The sequence below is a fragment of the Stella humosa genome (assembly GCF_006738645.1).
Classification (GTDB): domain Bacteria; phylum Pseudomonadota; class Alphaproteobacteria; order ATCC43930; family Allostellaceae; genus Allostella; species Allostella humosa.
In genome coordinates this window covers 4,472,360-4,488,466 of sequence record NZ_AP019700.1, presented here as the reverse complement: position 1 = coordinate 4,488,466, position 16,107 = coordinate 4,472,360, and the positions used below count along the sequence as shown (strand labels likewise).

13 protein-coding genes and 1 other RNA gene are annotated in these 16,107 nt (G+C 69.0%); 3 read left to right on the top strand and 11 right to left on the bottom strand.

Going from position 1 to position 16,107, the window contains the following annotated elements; translation table 11 throughout:
• Nucleotides 1-10: 10 nt before the first annotated feature.
• The 11 genes from ftsL to STVA_RS20980 all read right to left on the bottom strand — a co-directional run bounded on the left by ftsL (nucleotide 11) and on the right by STVA_RS20980 (nucleotide 10,445).
• The gene (ftsL, locus tag STVA_RS21030; protein WP_197735699.1) at nucleotides 11-2,161 is read right to left on the bottom strand and encodes a cell division protein FtsL; all 2,151 of its coding nucleotides are present in this window, start codon (nucleotides 2,159-2,161) and stop codon (nucleotides 11-13) included.
• On the bottom strand, nucleotides 2,161-3,171 hold the full coding sequence (rsmH, locus tag STVA_RS21025; RefSeq protein ID WP_123691771.1) for a 16S rRNA (cytosine(1402)-N(4))-methyltransferase RsmH: 1,011 nt from the start codon (nucleotides 3,169-3,171) through the stop codon (nucleotides 2,161-2,163). The genes ftsL and rsmH overlap by 1 nt, the downstream gene beginning before the upstream one ends.
• Before the next feature lie 17 nt (nucleotides 3,172-3,188).
• Complete coding sequence (gene mraZ / locus STVA_RS21020; protein WP_123691769.1) at nucleotides 3,189-3,662, bottom strand: division/cell wall cluster transcriptional repressor MraZ; 474 nt, start codon at nucleotides 3,660-3,662, stop codon at nucleotides 3,189-3,191.
• 255 nt (nucleotides 3,663-3,917) lie between these two features.
• An RNA gene (gene rnpB, locus STVA_RS21015) (RNase P RNA component class A) lies at nucleotides 3,918-4,358 on the bottom strand.
• Between the two features lie 46 nt (nucleotides 4,359-4,404).
• Nucleotides 4,405-5,088 carry an N-acetylmuramoyl-L-alanine amidase gene (locus STVA_RS21010; protein WP_123691767.1) on the bottom strand — a complete coding sequence of 228 codons (684 nt, stop codon included), beginning with the start codon at nucleotides 5,086-5,088 and terminating at the stop codon, nucleotides 4,405-4,407.
• Nucleotides 5,089-5,117: 29 nt separating this feature from the next.
• Nucleotides 5,118-5,990, bottom strand: a complete 873-nt coding sequence (locus STVA_RS21005; RefSeq protein ID WP_123691765.1) for a DMT family transporter — start codon at nucleotides 5,988-5,990, stop codon at nucleotides 5,118-5,120.
• A 34-nt stretch (nucleotides 5,991-6,024) separates the two neighbouring features.
• On the bottom strand, nucleotides 6,025-7,344 hold the full coding sequence (locus STVA_RS21000) for a TRAP transporter large permease (RefSeq protein ID WP_123691763.1): 1,320 nt from the start codon (nucleotides 7,342-7,344) through the stop codon (nucleotides 6,025-6,027).
• Nucleotides 7,341-7,832 carry a TRAP transporter small permease gene (locus STVA_RS20995; protein WP_123691761.1) on the bottom strand — a complete coding sequence of 164 codons (492 nt, stop codon included), beginning with the start codon at nucleotides 7,830-7,832 and terminating at the stop codon, nucleotides 7,341-7,343. The genes STVA_RS21000 and STVA_RS20995 overlap by 4 nt, the downstream gene beginning before the upstream one ends.
• Before the next feature lie 67 nt (nucleotides 7,833-7,899).
• On the bottom strand, nucleotides 7,900-8,889 hold the full coding sequence (gene dctP / locus STVA_RS20990) for a TRAP transporter substrate-binding protein DctP (RefSeq protein WP_170216556.1): 990 nt from the start codon (nucleotides 8,887-8,889) through the stop codon (nucleotides 7,900-7,902).
• Nucleotides 8,890-9,058: 169 nt separating this feature from the next.
• Nucleotides 9,059-9,646: an MlaC/ttg2D family ABC transporter substrate-binding protein gene (locus tag STVA_RS20985; RefSeq protein WP_123691757.1), complete on the bottom strand. Its 588-nt coding sequence runs from the start codon at nucleotides 9,644-9,646 to the stop codon at nucleotides 9,059-9,061.
• Nucleotides 9,647-9,677: 31 nt separating this feature from the next.
• Nucleotides 9,678-10,445 carry an MlaA family lipoprotein gene (locus STVA_RS20980; protein WP_170216555.1) on the bottom strand — a complete coding sequence of 256 codons (768 nt, stop codon included), beginning with the start codon at nucleotides 10,443-10,445 and terminating at the stop codon, nucleotides 9,678-9,680.
• Between the two features lie 241 nt (nucleotides 10,446-10,686).
• Here STVA_RS20980 and STVA_RS20975 point away from each other — a divergent pair, with 241 nt between their 5' ends.
• The 3 genes from STVA_RS20975 (at nucleotide 10,687) to metH (ending at nucleotide 16,105) form a co-directional block, all read left to right on the top strand.
• The gene (locus tag STVA_RS20975; protein ID WP_123691752.1) at nucleotides 10,687-11,676 is read left to right on the top strand and encodes an ArsR/SmtB family transcription factor; all 990 of its coding nucleotides are present in this window, start codon (nucleotides 10,687-10,689) and stop codon (nucleotides 11,674-11,676) included.
• Between the two features lie 95 nt (nucleotides 11,677-11,771).
• Nucleotides 11,772-12,602 (top strand): methylenetetrahydrofolate reductase [NAD(P)H], encoded by an 831-nt coding sequence (gene metF / locus STVA_RS20970; RefSeq protein WP_123692855.1) that lies wholly within the window; start codon nucleotides 11,772-11,774, stop codon nucleotides 12,600-12,602.
• On the top strand, nucleotides 12,599-16,105 hold the full coding sequence (gene metH, locus STVA_RS20965) for a methionine synthase (protein ID WP_123691750.1): 3,507 nt from the start codon (nucleotides 12,599-12,601) through the stop codon (nucleotides 16,103-16,105). Before metF ends, metH begins: the two co-directional genes overlap by 4 nt.
• Nucleotides 16,106-16,107: the final 2 nt, after the last annotated feature.

Here is a 16,107-nt window from a genome sequence, read left to right as displayed (position 1 = left end):
GCAGGCCCACTTAACGAGCATTGGGGCTGCGCGCCGGGGCGCTCGCCTGGACGACCATGTCGCGGCGGATCTGCGGGCTGTCCTCGTCGATCGGCGCCACGCCGACCAGGGGGGCGATGCGTTCGACGATGCGCCCGAACAGCGGCGCCGCGACCCAGCCGCCGGTCGCATAGCCCTGCGACTGGATCTGCCCCTGCGGCTCGTCGATCATCACCAGGATGACGTATTGCGGATCGTTCATCGGGAAGGCGCCGACGAAGGACGACAGCAGCGCCTTGCGGCGGTAGCCGTTGCCGGCCGCCTTCTCGGCGCTGCCGGTCTTGCCGCCGATCAGGTAGCCCGGGACGTTCGCCTTCTTGCCCGACCCGTCGGTGACGACGAGGCGCATCAGCCGGCGGATTTCGTCCGACGTCTTGGCCTTGATCACCCGCGACCCGTCCGGGTGGGTGCCGTAGGGATATTTCAGCAGGGTCGGCTTGCGCAGCACGCCGCCATTGACCATCGCCGCCTCGGCCGCCACGACATGGAGCGGCGTCACCGAGATGCCGTGCCCGAAGGCGATCGTCATCGCGTTGATCTCACGCCACGGGTTGGGCACCAGCGGGAAGCCAAGCTCCGGCAGCTCGAGCTGCGGCGCCTTCAGGAAGCCCAGCTTCTCGAAGAAGGCGCGCTGCTGGTTGATGCCGACATCCATGGCCATCTTGGCCGCGCCGATGTTCGACGAGTATTTGATGATCTCGGGCACTGACAGCCAGCGGTTCTTGCCCTTGTAGTCGCTGATCGAGAAGCGCGAGATCTGGATCGGCCGCGAGGCATCGTAGCCGCTGGAAAGCGTGATCTTGCCGGTGTCGAGCGCCATGGCGGCGGTCAGCACCTTGAAGACCGACCCCATCTCGTAGACGCCCAGCGTCACGCGGTTGAACAGGGTCTGCTCGTTGGCGGTGCCGGGCGAATTGGCGTCGTAGTCCGGCAGCGACACCAGCGCCACGACTTCGCCCGTGTGGGCGTCCATGACGAGGCCGGCGGCGCCGATCGCCTTGAACTCGGTCACCGTGCGCTGCAGTTCCTCGCGCAGGACATGCTGCACGCGCAGGTCGAGCGACAGCTCGATCGGCTCGCGGTTGCCGCGGATGCGGTTGTCGAGCGTCTTCTCGACGCCCTGCAGGCCGGTATGGTCGATGCCCGAGAAGCCGACGACATGGGCGACGAGGCGGCCTTGCGGATAGATGCGCCGCTCGTCGCGCTGGAACTCCAGCCCGGGGATGCCGAGGCGGATGACGTCGTGCTGCTGGCGCGGCGTAAGCTGGCGCTTCAGCCACACGAAGCTGCGATCCTCCTGCAGCTTGGTGCGCAGCTCGGCCTCGGTCGTCCCGGTCAGGATCGGCGCCAGCCGGCGGGCGGCATCGGCCGCGTCGGGCACGACCTTGGGGTTGGCGTAGAGCGACGGCGTGGGCAGGCTGGTGGCCAGCAGCGTGCCGTTGCGGTCGACGATGTCGGCGCGCTCGGTCTCGACCGGGCGGGGCTGGGCCTGGGCCCGCGGCGCCTCGGACGGGCCGGCCATCAGCGTCACGTCGACCAGGCGGCCGGCGATGACCAGGAAGGCCAGCGAGAACATCGCCGCCAGGAAGACCAGCCGGCTCTGCCCCTTCTCGACGGCGGCATGCAGTGGCCCGCCGGGCGTACTGCCGCCAAAGGCGCTGCCGCGCGTCTGCGGCCGGCAGGCGGCGAGGTCGGTGACCGGTGGCGGTCCGTCGCGTCGCATCGGCCGGCCCTCAGCGCCTGGCCGGCGTCGTGTAGGCGGCGCCCACGACGGCACGGCCCGGCGGCACCGGGGCAGGGGCGGCGTGGCGGGCCAGCGGCGGGTGGCGGGCGGCGGCGCGGCCGCGGCGCGGAACGGCACGTCCTCGATGCGGCCGATCTGGCTGGCGGCGATCGGCGCCAGCGGCAGGTGGCGCTTGGTCAGCTGATCGAGCCGGGTCGGCTGGTTGAGGTAGCTCCATTCGGCGCGCAGGACGTGGATCGCCTGGCGGTCGGAGATGATGCCGCGATTGAGCTGCGCGAGACGGGCTTCCATCTCCTGCACCTCGTACTTCACCTGGAACACGCCATAGCCCAGCGCGCACACCAGGCCGATCCAGAAGGCGAGCGTAATGCGAATCATCAGGCGCTCCCGCCGCGCAGCGCGGCCGAGGCCGTAATGGATCCGGTAGCGAGCCGGGAAGTCAGCGACCATGGCGGCGCCTGGGTGCGCTCGGCCGCGCGCAGGCGGGCCGAGCGGGCGCGCGGGTTGCCAGCGCTTTCATCCCCGTCCGGCCGCACGGCCTTGCCGCCCAGCAACCGGAAGCTGGCGGGCGGGCGGGAAACCGGCGGCAGGTGGCGCGAACCGTCGGTGACGCCGCTGCGCTCGCGCAGGAAGGCCTTGACCGCGCGGTCCTCGAGCGAATGGAACGACACCACGGCCAGGCGCCCGCCCGGGGCCAGCAGCCGCTCGGCGGCGTCGAGGCCGCGCGCAAGTTCGCCCATCTCGTCGTTGACGGCGATGCGCAGGGCCTGGAACGTTCTCGTCGCAGGGTCGATCCCATCGTTCGAACGCGGCACGGCCCGACGCACGATTTCGGCCAGCGTCGACGTCCGGGTGATGGGGTCATTGGCCCGTGCGGTGACGATGGCGCGCGCGACTCGACGGGCGTGCCGTTCCTCACCATAGCGGAAGATGATGTCCGCCATATCGCGCTCTTCGGTGGTGGCGACGAGATCGGCGGCGGTCGGCCCGTGGTCGCCCATGCGCATGTCGAGCGGCCCGTCCGTGCGGAAGGAAAAGCCCCGGTCGGGCGTGTCGATCTGCGGCGACGACACGCCCAGGTCGAGCGCCACGCCGTCGACGCGGTCGACGCCGTGGTCGGCCAGCAGCCGGTCCATGTCGCCGAAGCAGCCCTCGACCAGGTTCAGCCGGCCGTCCCAGCGGCCGGCCATGGCGCGCCCGCGGGCGATGGCGGCGGGGTCTCGGTCGATGCCCCACACCCGCGTACCCGCGGTCGCCAGGATCGCCGCGGAATAGCCGCCGGCTCCGAAGGTGCCATCCACATAGATGGCGTCGGCGCGCGGCTCCAATGCCGCCAGCACCTCGCGCAGCAGGACCGGCACATGGCCGCCGGCCGGCTCCTCGAACAAGCTCGCTCCCCGTCCGATCACGGCGCTTTTCCCCCCGGCGCAACCGGACGGACGGGGAGCGTCGCGCCCTCACTCAGGGCGCGTCTCCGGACCTCCGCGGCATGCTGCCGGAAGGTCGCTGGTTCCCATATCTGGAAGGATCGGCCCCGGCCGACGAAGGCGACCTCGGCCTCGATCCCGCAATGTTCGATCATCGAGGCGGGGAGGCTGATGCGTCCCTCGCCGTCGAACGTCAACTGATGGGCGTCGGCGAACACGATCGCGGCCAGTTCATCGCGCTTGGGCGAGAACATGTCGAACTCGTCGAGGCTGGCCGAAAGACGCTCCATGAAATCCATCCCGCAGCCCTCGAAGGCTGGCTGACCCAAGGTCGGGAAGGCGACGATCCCCTCGAATTCCTGGTTGCGAAGCGCGGCACGGAACGTCGCCGGGACGGAAACCCGTCCCTTACGGTCGATCCGGTTCACGAATGTCGAGACGAACACCGCCACGCCTCCCCCCGGACCGAGGCGGAACCCCCTCCGCGACAGTCCGCCCAAAGCGGACTACGTTTGGTCCGTCATGGGATTTGATGGGATAGCATGGGCAAAAATGGGAGTCAACGGAACCAGCCGCTAATCCCTTGGCTTTGCTCTATTTTGGACGCGATTTCCTTATGCCTTGAAGCATTCGCGGAGACCCTTCGAGAATTGGCGGAACTCCGCCAATGTTCTTTATTTGTTCCATAAGCGGAAGCGATGGGGTAGGTTGCCAGACGGCCTGTAAGCCGGGTTCTGTCCAAGGGGCGGACCCCTCTGGATGGTCATTCATCTGGGACGCTCGTTACCGAGCGCCTCGCGCGACCGACCCGGACGGCAGCCCGGAAACTGGCGCGCCGCACGCCGCCCGAAGGCGACGCCGACCGGCCGTCCCTATTTGGTCTTGCTCCCGGTGGGGTTTACCGTGCCGCAGCCGTTGCCGGCATGCGCGGTGCGCTCTTACCGCACCCTTTCACCCTTACCGCTCGGCTGCATCCGGGGTTGCCCCCGGCGCCGCGGAACGGCGGTTTGCTTTCTGTGGCACTTTCCCTAGGGTCGCCCCCGCCGGGCGTTACCCGGCACCGTGTTTCCGTGGAGCCCGGACTTTCCTCCCTCCATCCCGCCCGGCCGAAGCCGAGCGGGGCGAAGAGCGACCATCCAGCCGTCTGGCGGGCGGCAAACTGACGGTTCGCCGGGGCGGCGTCAATGCGGGCCGTTACGGCGCGAGGCGGGCGATTCGCCACAGGGTTTCGGCGTCAAGCCGGCCGTCGACCACAGCCGGGCGATAGCGGCGCTGGAAGGCCGTCACGGTGGCGGCCGGGTCGTCCAGCTCGTAGCCGAGCGCGGCCAGCCGGGCCATGCCTTCCTCGGCCGGGAAGGGCGGGGCGTCGGGCGCCGGCAGGTCGAGAGCGGGCGGCCAGCGGCCGATGCCGGCCTGGGCCAGCGCCGGCCAGTCGAACAGCTCGCCCGGGTCCTGCTTGCGGCGCGGCGCGATGTCGGAATGGCCGACGACGCGGCCGGGCGGGATCGGGTGGCGGGCGAGGACCCCGGTGCAGAGCGCGACCAGGGTGGCCATCTGTGCGGCCGGGAAGGGGACATAGCCCCAATAGTGGCCGGGGTTCTCCAGCTCGATGCCGATCGAGCGGCTGTTGACGTCGGTCTCCCCCTGCCACCAGGACCGGCCGGCGTGCCAGGCGCGGCGATCCTCGGCCACCATGCGATGGACGGTGCCGTCTTGGGCGATCAGGTAGTGGGCACTGACCTGGGCCGCCGGGTCGCACAGCAGTTCGAGCGCGGCGCCCGCACTGCGCATCCCGGTATAGTGCAGGACCAGGATGTCGACGACGCCGTCGCCCAGCCGGGGCCCGTGGTTGGGGGATGGACGCTCGATCAGCCGCATTGAGCCGTTGCCCGAGAAGGCGGCCGCGCTCAAGGCTGCGGCTGCTGGTCGGTCAGGCGGGGGCGCCGCCAGACGATGATGGCCACGCCCACCAGCGTGGCGCCGCCGCCGACCACGATCGGCCCGGACAGCGGCTCGCCCAGCAGGCCGATGCCGGCGACGACGCCGATCACCGGCACCAGCAGCGTATAGGGCATCACCATGTTGACCGGATAGGCGCGCAGGATGCGGTACCACAGCCCATAGCCCAGGATCGTCACCATCACCGCCATGTAGACGACCGAGCCGAATCCCGCCAGCCCGGCCGACTGCACCCGGTGCCAGCTATCGCCCTCCACCAGCCAAGAGACCAGCAGGAGCTGGGGCGCGGCGAAGGCGGCCATCCAGCCATTCAGCACCAGCCCGTCGATGGCGCCGATGCGCTTCACCTGGATGTTGGCGACAGCCCAGGCGAAGGCGCCGATGACGACCCACAGCAGCGGCCAGGGGTCGGCCAGGATGCGCGGCTCGCCGGCCATCACCGCCACCCCGGCGAAGGCCACGCCCATGCCGAGCGTGCGCCGCCAGCCGAGATAGTCCTTGAAGGCGACGGCCGCCAGCAGGGCCGCGAACGGCACCGTGAGTTGGCTGGCGATCGCCACGGTGGCCGAATCCAGCCGCGACAGGCCGACGAACATCAGGCTGAAATGGACGCCGCCCAGCACCGTCGCCAGGAACAGCAACTGGCGGTACTGGCCGCGTGGCCGGGGCACGAATGGCACCAGCAGGACGGCCACCAGCGTGAAGCGGAAGGCAGTCAGCAGGATCGGCGGCAGCTCGGTGAAACCGAGCTTGGCCACCGGAAAGTTCATGCCCCAGACGGTGACGATGAGGAGGACGATGAGAAGGTCGCGGCCGCTCACCGGCGGCCGCCCGTGGGCGCCGGTGCGCCCTGAGTCAGCTTCCCGGACCCATCAGCGTGTTGGGCAGCCACAGCGCGATCTGCGGGAAGATGCAGAGCAGCACCATGAACAGCAGCATGATCACGACGAACGGCATCGAGCCCGCCAGCACCTGGGTCAGCGGCACCTGGGGCGCCACGCCACGGATGACATAGAGGTTGAGTCCGACCGGTGGCGTGATCAGCCCCACCTCCATGTTGATCGTCAGCAGGATGCCGAACCAGATGAGGTTGAAGTCGTTGCCCTCCAGCACCGGCTGCAGGATCGGCATGGTCATCAGGATGATGGCGACCGGCGGCAGGAAGCAGCCGAGGATCAGCAGCAGCACGTTGAAGAAGAGCAGAAGCGTCCAACGGTCCAGGTTCCAGGCGACGAGGGCGTCGGCCATCGTCTGGGTGATGTACAGGAGCGACATCATGTAGCCGAACAGGCCGGCCGCACCGATGATCATGATGATCATGGTGGATTCGCGGACCGTGTCGCTGAAGATCGCCCAGACTTCCTGCGGCGAAGTGGCGCGGTAGATGACGAAGACCAGCAATAGCGCCAGGAATGCCGACAGCGCGGCGATCTCCGACGGGGTCGCCCAGCCGCCATACATGGCGACCGCGATCACCACCATGATGACCAGGAACGGCATCACCCGGCCGAGCCCGTCCATCTTCTCGCGCAGGGAGAAGCGCTCGCTGGACCGCAGCGAGCTGCCGGCCGCCGACAGGAGGCTGTAGATCCAGGCATAGGCGGCGAACAGCACCACCAGAAGGAAGCCGGGGATGACGCCGGCCAGGAAGAGGCGGCCGATCGAGGTCTCGGTCGCGATGCCGTAGAGGATGAGGGTGACCGAAGGCGGGATCAGGATGCCCAGCGTGCCGCCGGCGCAGATCGAGCCGGTGGCGAGCGTCGGCGGATAGCCACGCCGCAGCATTTCGGGGATGCCGACCTTGCCGATGGCCGCTGCCGTCGCCGGGCTGGAGCCGCAGACGGCCGAGAACATGCCGCAGGCCAGGATGTTGGCGATCACCAGCCCGCCCGGCACCCGCGACAGCCAGCGATGCAGCGATTCATAGATGTCGGCGCCCGCGCGCGAAACGCCGATCGCCGCCCCCAGCAGAATGAACATGGGGATGGTGAGGAGGACGAAGCTCGCCATCTCCTCGAAGAAGGTGCGGCCGACGGCGGCCAGGCTGGCCGGCCCGGCGAAGATCAGCAGGAAGCCGATCGATACCGCCAGCAGGCCGAAGGCGATGGGCACGCCCGAGAAGAGGACGAGCGTGGTGACGCCGAACAGCAGCCAGCCGATCTCGAGTTCGCTCATCGGGCATCCGGGGGCGAGAGGCGCATGCGGGCGATCTCGGCGATCGCCTGGAGGCAGGTCAGTGCCATGCCGATCGGCATGGCGGCATAGATGGGCCATTTCAGCGGCGCCCACATGCTGGGCGTGCGCTCGCCCTCATGCAGCGCCATCAGGGCCATCTTGCCGCCTTCCCAAACCAGGTAGGCCGAGACGGCGGCCACCATCAGCATGGCGAAGACGCGCAACGGCCGGGTGAAGGCGTCGGGCAGGATCGCCTCCAGCAGGTCGACCGACACATGCCCCTTGGTTCGCAGCGTATAGGGCGAGGCCAGGAAGATCGCGGCGATCGACAGGAAGACCGAGGCCTCGATCTCCCAGAAGGCCGAGTTGCCGGCGGCGCGCCAGAAGATCATCCAGGTGATGATGACCACGGCCAGGGCGACCAGAATCGCAGCCGCGACGGCACAGATCAGGGCCACGCGGTCGAGGATGCGGATGAAACTCTGCATGGGAGGGGCTCTGCCGGCGGGTGGGGCCGGGCGCCGGTCGACGGCGGCCCGGCCGGTCTCGGGTAAGCTACTTCAGCGCCGCCTGGAGGAGGTCGAGCAGTTCCTTGCCCTGCTTGGTGTTCTGGGCGAAGGCCGGCCAAGCCTTGGTCCGCGCGATCTCGACCCAGGCGTCGTATTCCGCCTTGGTCATCGAGCGGACGGCGTTGTTGTTCTTCTTGAAGGTCTCGACCATCTTCTCCGACGCTTCCTGCTGGAGGCCGTTGAAGAATTTCTCGCTGACCACGGCGGCCTCGTCGAAGGCCTTCTGCTGGGCGGGCGTCAGCTTGTCCCAATGCTGCTTGGACATGACCAGCGGCTGCAGCAGCATGAACAGCGTGTAGTCGCCGCCCGCCGTGGCGTGCTTGGTCTGCTCGAAGATCTTCATGCTGACGAAGCTCTCCGACGAGGTGAGCAGCCCGTCCAGCACGCCCGACTGCAGGGCGGGATAGATTTCGGTCGATGGCATCGACTGCACCGAGGCGCCGAGGTCCTTCAGCATCAGTTCGAAATAGGGGTCGGCCGCGCGCATGCGCAGGCCCTTCACCGAATCGGGCCCCTTGATCTCGCGGTCCTTGGTGGCGAAGCCGCCCGGCGTCCACCACCAGGTGATGACGCGGATGCCGTTCTGGGCGCAGATTTCCTGGAGCTTGTCGTAGAAGGGGGTGTTCTTCACCTTCATCGCCTGGTCGATGCTGCCGACCGTGCCGGGCATGATGGTGATCGAGAACTCCGGCACCTTGCCGGTGGCATAGACGAGCGGATAGACCGCCATCTCCAGCGTGCCGTCCTGCATGCCGTCGATCTGGCTGGTCGGGTTACTGACGAGCGAGCGGTTGGGATAGATGCGGAACTTCAGGCTGGGATCGCGCGCGTTCACTTCCCGCACGAAGAGGCGTGTCGCCTGGTCCCGTCCATCGGTGTTCTGCCGCCACTGGTGGGAAATCTTGATTTCCTGCGCACCGGCGGTGGCGGCGAGCGCGAATGTGGCGGCTGCGGCCAGCCAAGCCCCGATCTTCATCTCGACGTCTCCCCTTTCGTGTCCTGCCGGGCCCCGGATCATGCAGGGGCCTGTTGGACGGCTGCGCTATTTCTAGCGTTCCAAGGGAAAGACGGTGCCACAGGGCTCGAAGACGGGCAACCCGCCGTCGAGCCCTGAGCTGCGATTCTAGCGAATCCGGTGGGTGGGGCTAGCTGCCGGTCTTCTGGCGTAGTGCCGTCAGCAGGCTGTCGACATTGCCGCCGCCACGGCTGATGACGGCCGCGAATTCCGAGCGCTGGGTCACGGCCATGCTGATGCCCTCGACCACGACGTCGACGATCTTGGGCTGGCCGCCGTGGCGCACGCGCCACTCGACGCGCGCCGGCGGGTTGCCAGGCTTGAAGACCTCGCTCTGGACGATCGTCACCTCGCCATCCGGGCGTTCGCCGACGACGCGGAACTGCTCGCCCGAATACTCCGCGAAGCGGGCGGCATAGGCCTGCACGATGAACTTCTCGAACAGCTTCAGGTACTCGGCCTGCTGGGCCGGATTGGCCTGGTTCCAGTAGCGGCCGAGCGTGAAGCGGCCGATCGCGTGGATATCGAAACCGGCGGTCAGCAGGTTCTGGAAGCGGGCCTCGCGTTCCGGCCGCGCGACAGTGCCGGTCAGCTGGCGGATGGCCTTGTCGCCCAGGGACTCGACCAGCGCCTTGGGCGTCTCCGCCAGGGCCGGCTGGGCTACCGGCAGCACGAGCACGCCGGCGAGGATGACGAAAATTCGGGTGAGGGCGCGCATGAAAGGCGCTCCTTTCGTCAGCGGGGGAAGGTCAACGCCCGGCCGGGGCCGGCCGTCCGTTCAGGATCTCGTTGGCGCGGCGCTGGCGCCAGGTCGTCCGGATGAACGAGTAGGGATCGATCTGGTTCCGCTCGATGTCGTCCAGCGCTTCGATGTTGCGGGCGCGCGTGTCGACGAAATTGAGGCCGAGCCGGGTATAGGTGAACCAGTCGGCATCGTTGGCGCGCGCGATGTGCCCCCAGGGGTCGATCACGAAGGAATCGACCACCAGCCCGGTCAGGTCGCGCGGATTGGACGGACCCAGCAGCGGCAGCATCAGGTAGGGGCCGTCGCCGACGCCCCAGGTGCCCATCGTCTGGCCGAAATCCTCGCTGTGCTTGTAGCGGCCATAGCCCTTGGCCACGTCGAAGATGCCGAGCACGCCGACGGTGGAGTTGATCGCGAAGCGCTCGGCCGTGATCTGGGCGCGCTTGGTCTCGCCCTGCAGCAGGTCGTTGACCAGGATCACCGGGCCCTGGAGGTTGTCCAGCACGTTGCGCACGCCGTCGCGCACCTCCTCGGGCAGGACGCCGCGATAGATCATCGCCGCCGGCTTCAGCAGCAGACCGTCCAGCACCCGGTTGAAGTCGTAGACGGCGCGGTTGATGCCCTCCAGCGGGTCCTCGTCGCCGGCATCCTGGGCGGCGGCCGGCAGCGGCGCCAGGGTGGCGACCAGCGCTGCGCAAGCCAGGATCAGCGTCGCCGCAGGCAGGCCGATCCATCGCCAGGCCCCGCTCGTCGCCCGTGTCATTGCCGCCATGCCGTGGACCGCTCGATCGCTGGATGTGAAGCCGGGTTCCGGGGCGCCGCCGCTCGCGCTGTCGCCACCAATACCCATCTCCACAACCAGCTAACACATGCCCTGGGGTTTCGCCAGTCCGGCCCCTCTCCGACATGGTGCGATGCGGGATCGGTGTGGCCGATCTGCATGGCGCGCCGGCACGGACGTCTTGAACAAGACATAAAGTCATGTTTATATGTCTCTGCAAGAAAGGCGGTCGATGGAGCATCTGCTGAATGGGTTGCGTGCGGCGGCAGAGCCGACCCGGCTGCGGGTCCTGGCGCTTTGTGCCCATGGCGAGCTGACGGTCAGCGAACTGACGCAGATCCTGGGGCAGAGCCAGCCGCGCGTCTCGCGCCACCTGAAGCTGCTGTGCGAGGCGGGGCTGCTGGACCGCTTCCGCGAGGGCACCTGGGCCTTTTTCCGCGTCGCCGCCGGCCCGGGCGCCGGCGACCTGGCGCGCATGCTGGTCGACCGCATTCCCGACACCGACGAGACCGTCGCCCGCGACCTGCAGCGCCTGTCGGCGGTGAAGGCCAACCGGGCGGAGATGGCGGCGGCCTATTTCCGCGCCAACGCCGCCACCTGGGACCGCGTCCGCTCGCTCTATGTCGACGAGCGCGAGGTCGAGGCCGCCCTGCTGCAACTCCTGCCCCTGCCGGAGGTGGGGGATCTCCTGGACGTAGGCACCGGCACGGGCCGCATCGTCGAGTTGCTGGGCCGGCGCGGCGTGCGGGCGGTCGGCGTCGACAGCTCGCGCGACATGCTGGGCATGGCCAGGGCCAACCTGGAGCGCGCCGACCTGCGCCATTGCCAGGTCCGCTTCGCCGATGCCTACCAGCTCCCGATGGCGGCGGGCTCGTTCGACGCCGTCACCATCCACCAGGTGCTGCACTATCTGGACGATCCGGGCGAGGCCATCGCCGAGGCCGCCCGCGTGCTGCGACCGGGCGGCCGCCTGATCATCGCCGACTTCGCCCCCCACGAGCTGGACCAGCTCCGCAGCGAGCATGCCCATCGCCGGCTCGGCTTTTCCGATGCCGAGATCGCCCATTGGCTGCGCGCCGCCGGGCTGGAGCCGGCGACGCCGCTCCGCCTGCCGGGCGACCCGCTTACCGTCGTGCTGTGGCCCGCCCGCCGCCCGCGCGGCGATGCCCCCGCGACCAAGCCCCATGCGGCGCCTGCCGCCAATCGAGGACTGCCCCATTGACCGATCCTGCATCCGTGCGCGGCCCGGCCGAAACGCTCCGCGCACCCAACCCGGTCGACGTGTCGTTCGAGTTCTTCCCGCCCAAGACGCCCGACATGGAGGCGCGCCTGTGGGAAACGGTGGAGCGCCTGGCGCCGCTCGCCCCGCGCTTCGTGTCGGTCACCTACGGCGCCGGCGGCACGACGCGGGAGCGCACGCACGCCACCGTCGCCCGCATCCGCCGCGAGACGACGCTGGAGCCGGCCGCCCACCTGACCTGCGTCGGCGCCACCCGCGACGAGATCGACGCCGTCGCGCGCCAGTACTGGGACGCCGGCATCCGCCATGTCGTGGCCCTGCGCGGCGATGCGCCGGCCGATAGCGGCGCCTATGCGCCTCATCCCGGCGGCTACGGCTTCGCGGCCGACCTGGTGGCCGGGCTGCGGCGCGTGGGCGATTTCGAGGTGACGGTCGCGGCCTATCCCGAGACCCACCCGGAGGCGCCGGACGCCGCCACCGACCTCGACAACCTGCGGCGCAAGATCGACGCCGGCGCCACCCGCGCCATCACCCAGTTCTTCTTCGACCCGGCGGTCTATTTCCGCTTCCGCGACCGGGTGCGCGCCGCCGGCATCACCGTGCCGATCGTGGCCGGCATCCTGCCCGTGACCAATTTCGGCCAGGTCTGCAAGTTCGCGGGCGCCTGCGGGGCGGCCGTGCCCGATTGGCTCGGGCAGCAGTTCGAGGGGCTGGACCGCGACCCGGAGACCCGCCGCCTGGTGGCCGCCACCGTGGCGGCCGAGCAGGTGCGCGCGTTGCAGGCGGGCGGGGTGCGGGAGTTCCATTTCTATACGTTGAACCGCGCCGACCTCAGCTTCGCCATCTGCCATATCCTGGGGGTGCGCCCGCCCGCGGGATCGCCGCCCGCGCCGGAGGCAACGCCATGACGGATTTCCTGACCGCGCTCTCGGAATCGATCCTGCTGTGCGACGGCGCCATGGGCTCGCGCGTGCAGTCGCTCGACCTCGATACCGACCGCGACTATGCCGGGCTGGAGAACTGCACCGAGATCCTGAACGACAGCCGGCCGGACGTGGTGCGGCTGATCCATGACGGCTACCTGGCGGCCGGCGCCGACTGCGTGCTGACCAACAGCTTCGGCGGCTCGCCGGTGACGCTGGCCGAGTTCGGCATCGCCGAGCGTGCCTTCGAGTTGAACAAGCGGGCCGGCGAACTGGCGCACGAGGCGATCGAGCCATGGCTGGCCGGTGGCCGCCCGCGCTTCGTGCTGGGCTCGATCGGCCCCGGCACGCGCCTGCCCAGCCTGGGCCATGCGCCCTACCAGACGCTGGAGGACGCACTCGCGATCCAGTGCGCGGGCCTGGTGGCCGGCGGGGTGGATGCCTTCCTGATCGAGACCTGCCAGGACCCGTTGCAGATCAAGGCCGCCGTGAACGGCGCCAAGCGCGCGCGCAGCGAGGCCGGCCGCGAGGACATCCCGCTCATCGTCCAGGTGACGGTGGAGACGACGGGCACGCTGCTGGTCGGCACCGACATCGCGGCGGCGGCCACCATCATCCGCGCGCTCGACGTGCCGGTCATGGGCCTCAACTGCGCCACCGGCCCGCAGGAGATGTCCGAGCATGTCCGCTGGCTGTCGCAGAACTGGCCGGGGCCGATCTCGATCCAGCCCAATGCCGGCCTGCCCGAGCTGGTCGACGGCAAGACGCACTACCCGCTGGCGCCGGGCGACCTCGCCAAGTGGCTCGCCCGCTTCATTGAGGAAGACGGCATCGGCATGGTCGGCGGTTGCTGCGGCACCGGCAACGAGCATATCGCGGCCTTGGACGCGATGCTGCGCGGCCGTGCCGCCGGCGGCCGGGCGCGGCCGGCGCCGGCCAAGCGAACGGTCCACTGGGTGCCGTCGCTGGCCTCGCTCTACGGCCAGGTGTCGCTGCGCCAGGAGAACGCGTTCCTGGCCATCGGCGAGCGCTGCAATGCCAACGGCTCGAAGAAGTTCCGCGAGTTGCAGGAAGCCGGCGACTGGGACGGCTGCGTCGAGATGGGCCGCGAGCAGCAGCGCGAGGGCTCGCACGCGCTCGACATCTGCACCGCCTTCGTTGGCCGCGACGAGATCGCCGAGATGACCGAGGTGGTGACGCGCATGCGCGGCGCGGTCAACACGCCGCTCGTCATCGATTCGACCGAGACGCCGGTGCTGGAGCACGCCCTCAAGCTCTATGGCGGCAAGCCGATCATCAACTCCATTAACTTCGAGGATGGCGAGGGCCACGCGGCCGAGCGGCTGCGTTTGGCCAAGCGGTTCGGCGCGGCCGTGATCGCGCTCACCATCGACGAGGAGGGGATGGCCAAGGACGTCGATTCCAAGCTGCGCATCGCCCATCGCCTGCACGACTTCGCGCGCAGCTTCGGCCTGCCATCGTCCGACCTGCTGTTCGACCCGCTGACCTTCACCATCGCGACCGGCAACGAGGACGACCGCAAGCTCGGCCTGTGGACGCTGGAGGGGATCGAGCGGATCGCCCGCGAGCTGCCGGAATGCCAGATCATCCTCGGCCTCTCGAACATCTCGTTCGGGCTGAATGCGGCGTCGCGCACCATCCTCAACTCGGTCTTCCTCGACCATGCGATGAAGCGCGGCATGACCGGCGCCATCGTCCATGCCAGCAAGATCGTGCCGCTGCACAAGATCCCCGAGGAGGAGGTCCGCGTCGCCGAGGACCTGATCTACGACCGCCGGCGCGAGGGCTACGACCCGCTCCAAGCCTTCATCGCCTTGTTCGAGAATCGCAAGGCGGCCCAGGCGGTGAAGAAGGTGCGCTCCGAGAAGGTGGAGGAGCGCCTGTCCCAGCGCATCGTCGACGGCGAGCGGCTGGGCCTGGAGGACGACTTGGCGCTGGCGATGCAGACGCACAAGCCGCTCGACATCATCAACAACTTCCTGCTCGACGGCATGAAGGTGGTGGGCGAACTGTTCGGCGCGGGCAAGATGCAGCTACCCTTCGTGCTTCAGTCGGCCGAGACGATGAAGCGCGCGGTCGCCTGCCTCGAGCCGCACATGGAGAAGATCGAGGGCCAGGAAAAGGGCACGATCGTGCTCGCCACGGTGAAGGGCGACGTGCACGACATCGGCAAGAACCTGGTCGACATCATCCTCACCAACAACGGCTACAAGGTCGTCAATCTCGGTATCAAGCAGCCGATCGCCAACATCCTGGCGGCGGTGGGAGAGCACCATGCCGATGCCATCGGCATGTCGGGCCTGCTGGTGAAGTCGACCGTGGTGATGCGCGAGAACCTGGCCGAGATGAAGCGCAACGGCATCGGCGTGCCCGTCCTGCTGGGCGGGGCGGCACTCACCCGCAAGTATGTCGAGGAGGATTGCACCAGCATCTACACCGACGGCCGCGTCGCCTACGCGCGCGACGCCTTCGACGGGCTCGACCTGATGAACAAGGTGATGACCGGCACCTTCGACGGCCACCTGGCCCAGGTGGCGGGCAAGCGCAAGGGCCGGCCCACCAACACCAAGCGGGTGCTGGGGCAGGCGGCCGAGCCGCGCGCCATGCGCCCGGTCGATTCCGAGGAGATCCGCCTGCGCCGGGCCGAGCTGCATCGCGACACGCCGGTGCCGGTGCCGCCCTTCTGGGGGCCGCGCACCATCGCCCGCGTGCCGGTGGCAGCCCTGGTGCCCTATCTCAACGACCGCATGCTCTATCAATTCCACTGGGGCTACCGGAAGGACGGCCGCACGCTGGAGGAGTTCATGGCCTGGGCGCAGCAGGAGCTGAAGCCCACCCTGAAGCGCATGCTCGATATCGTGCAGCAGCAGGACATCCTGTTGCCGCAGGCCTGCTACGGCTACTGGCGCTGTGCCGCCGAGGGCGACGCGGTCGTGCTGTTCGGCGACGACGGGGCGACCGAGGTCGCGCGCTTCGATCTGCCCCGGCAGAACCGCGAGGGCGGGCTCTGCATCGCCGACTTCTTCCGCACCCGCGACCAGACGACGCCCGACACCCGCGATGTCATCGGCCTCCAGGTCGTCACGGTCGGCCAGAAGGCGTCCGACGTCGCCCGCGAATGGTTCGCCGACAACCGCTACCAGGACTATCTCTACCTGCACGGGCTGGGGGTGGAGATGGCTGAGGCGATGGCCGAGTACGTCCACAAGCGCATCCGCGCCGAACTGGGCTTCGGCCACGAGGATTCGCGCGAGATGGATCGCCTGCTCCAGCAGGGCTATCGCGGCTCGCGCTACTCCTTCGGCTACCCGGCCTGCCCCAACTTGCATGACCAGGTGGCGCTGCTGCGCCTGCTGGGCGGCGAGCAGATCGGCATCACGCTGAGCGACGAGGACCAGTTGGAGCCCGAGCAGAGCACGTCGGCCATCGTCGTGCATCACCCCCAGGCCAAGTACTTCTCGGTCTGATG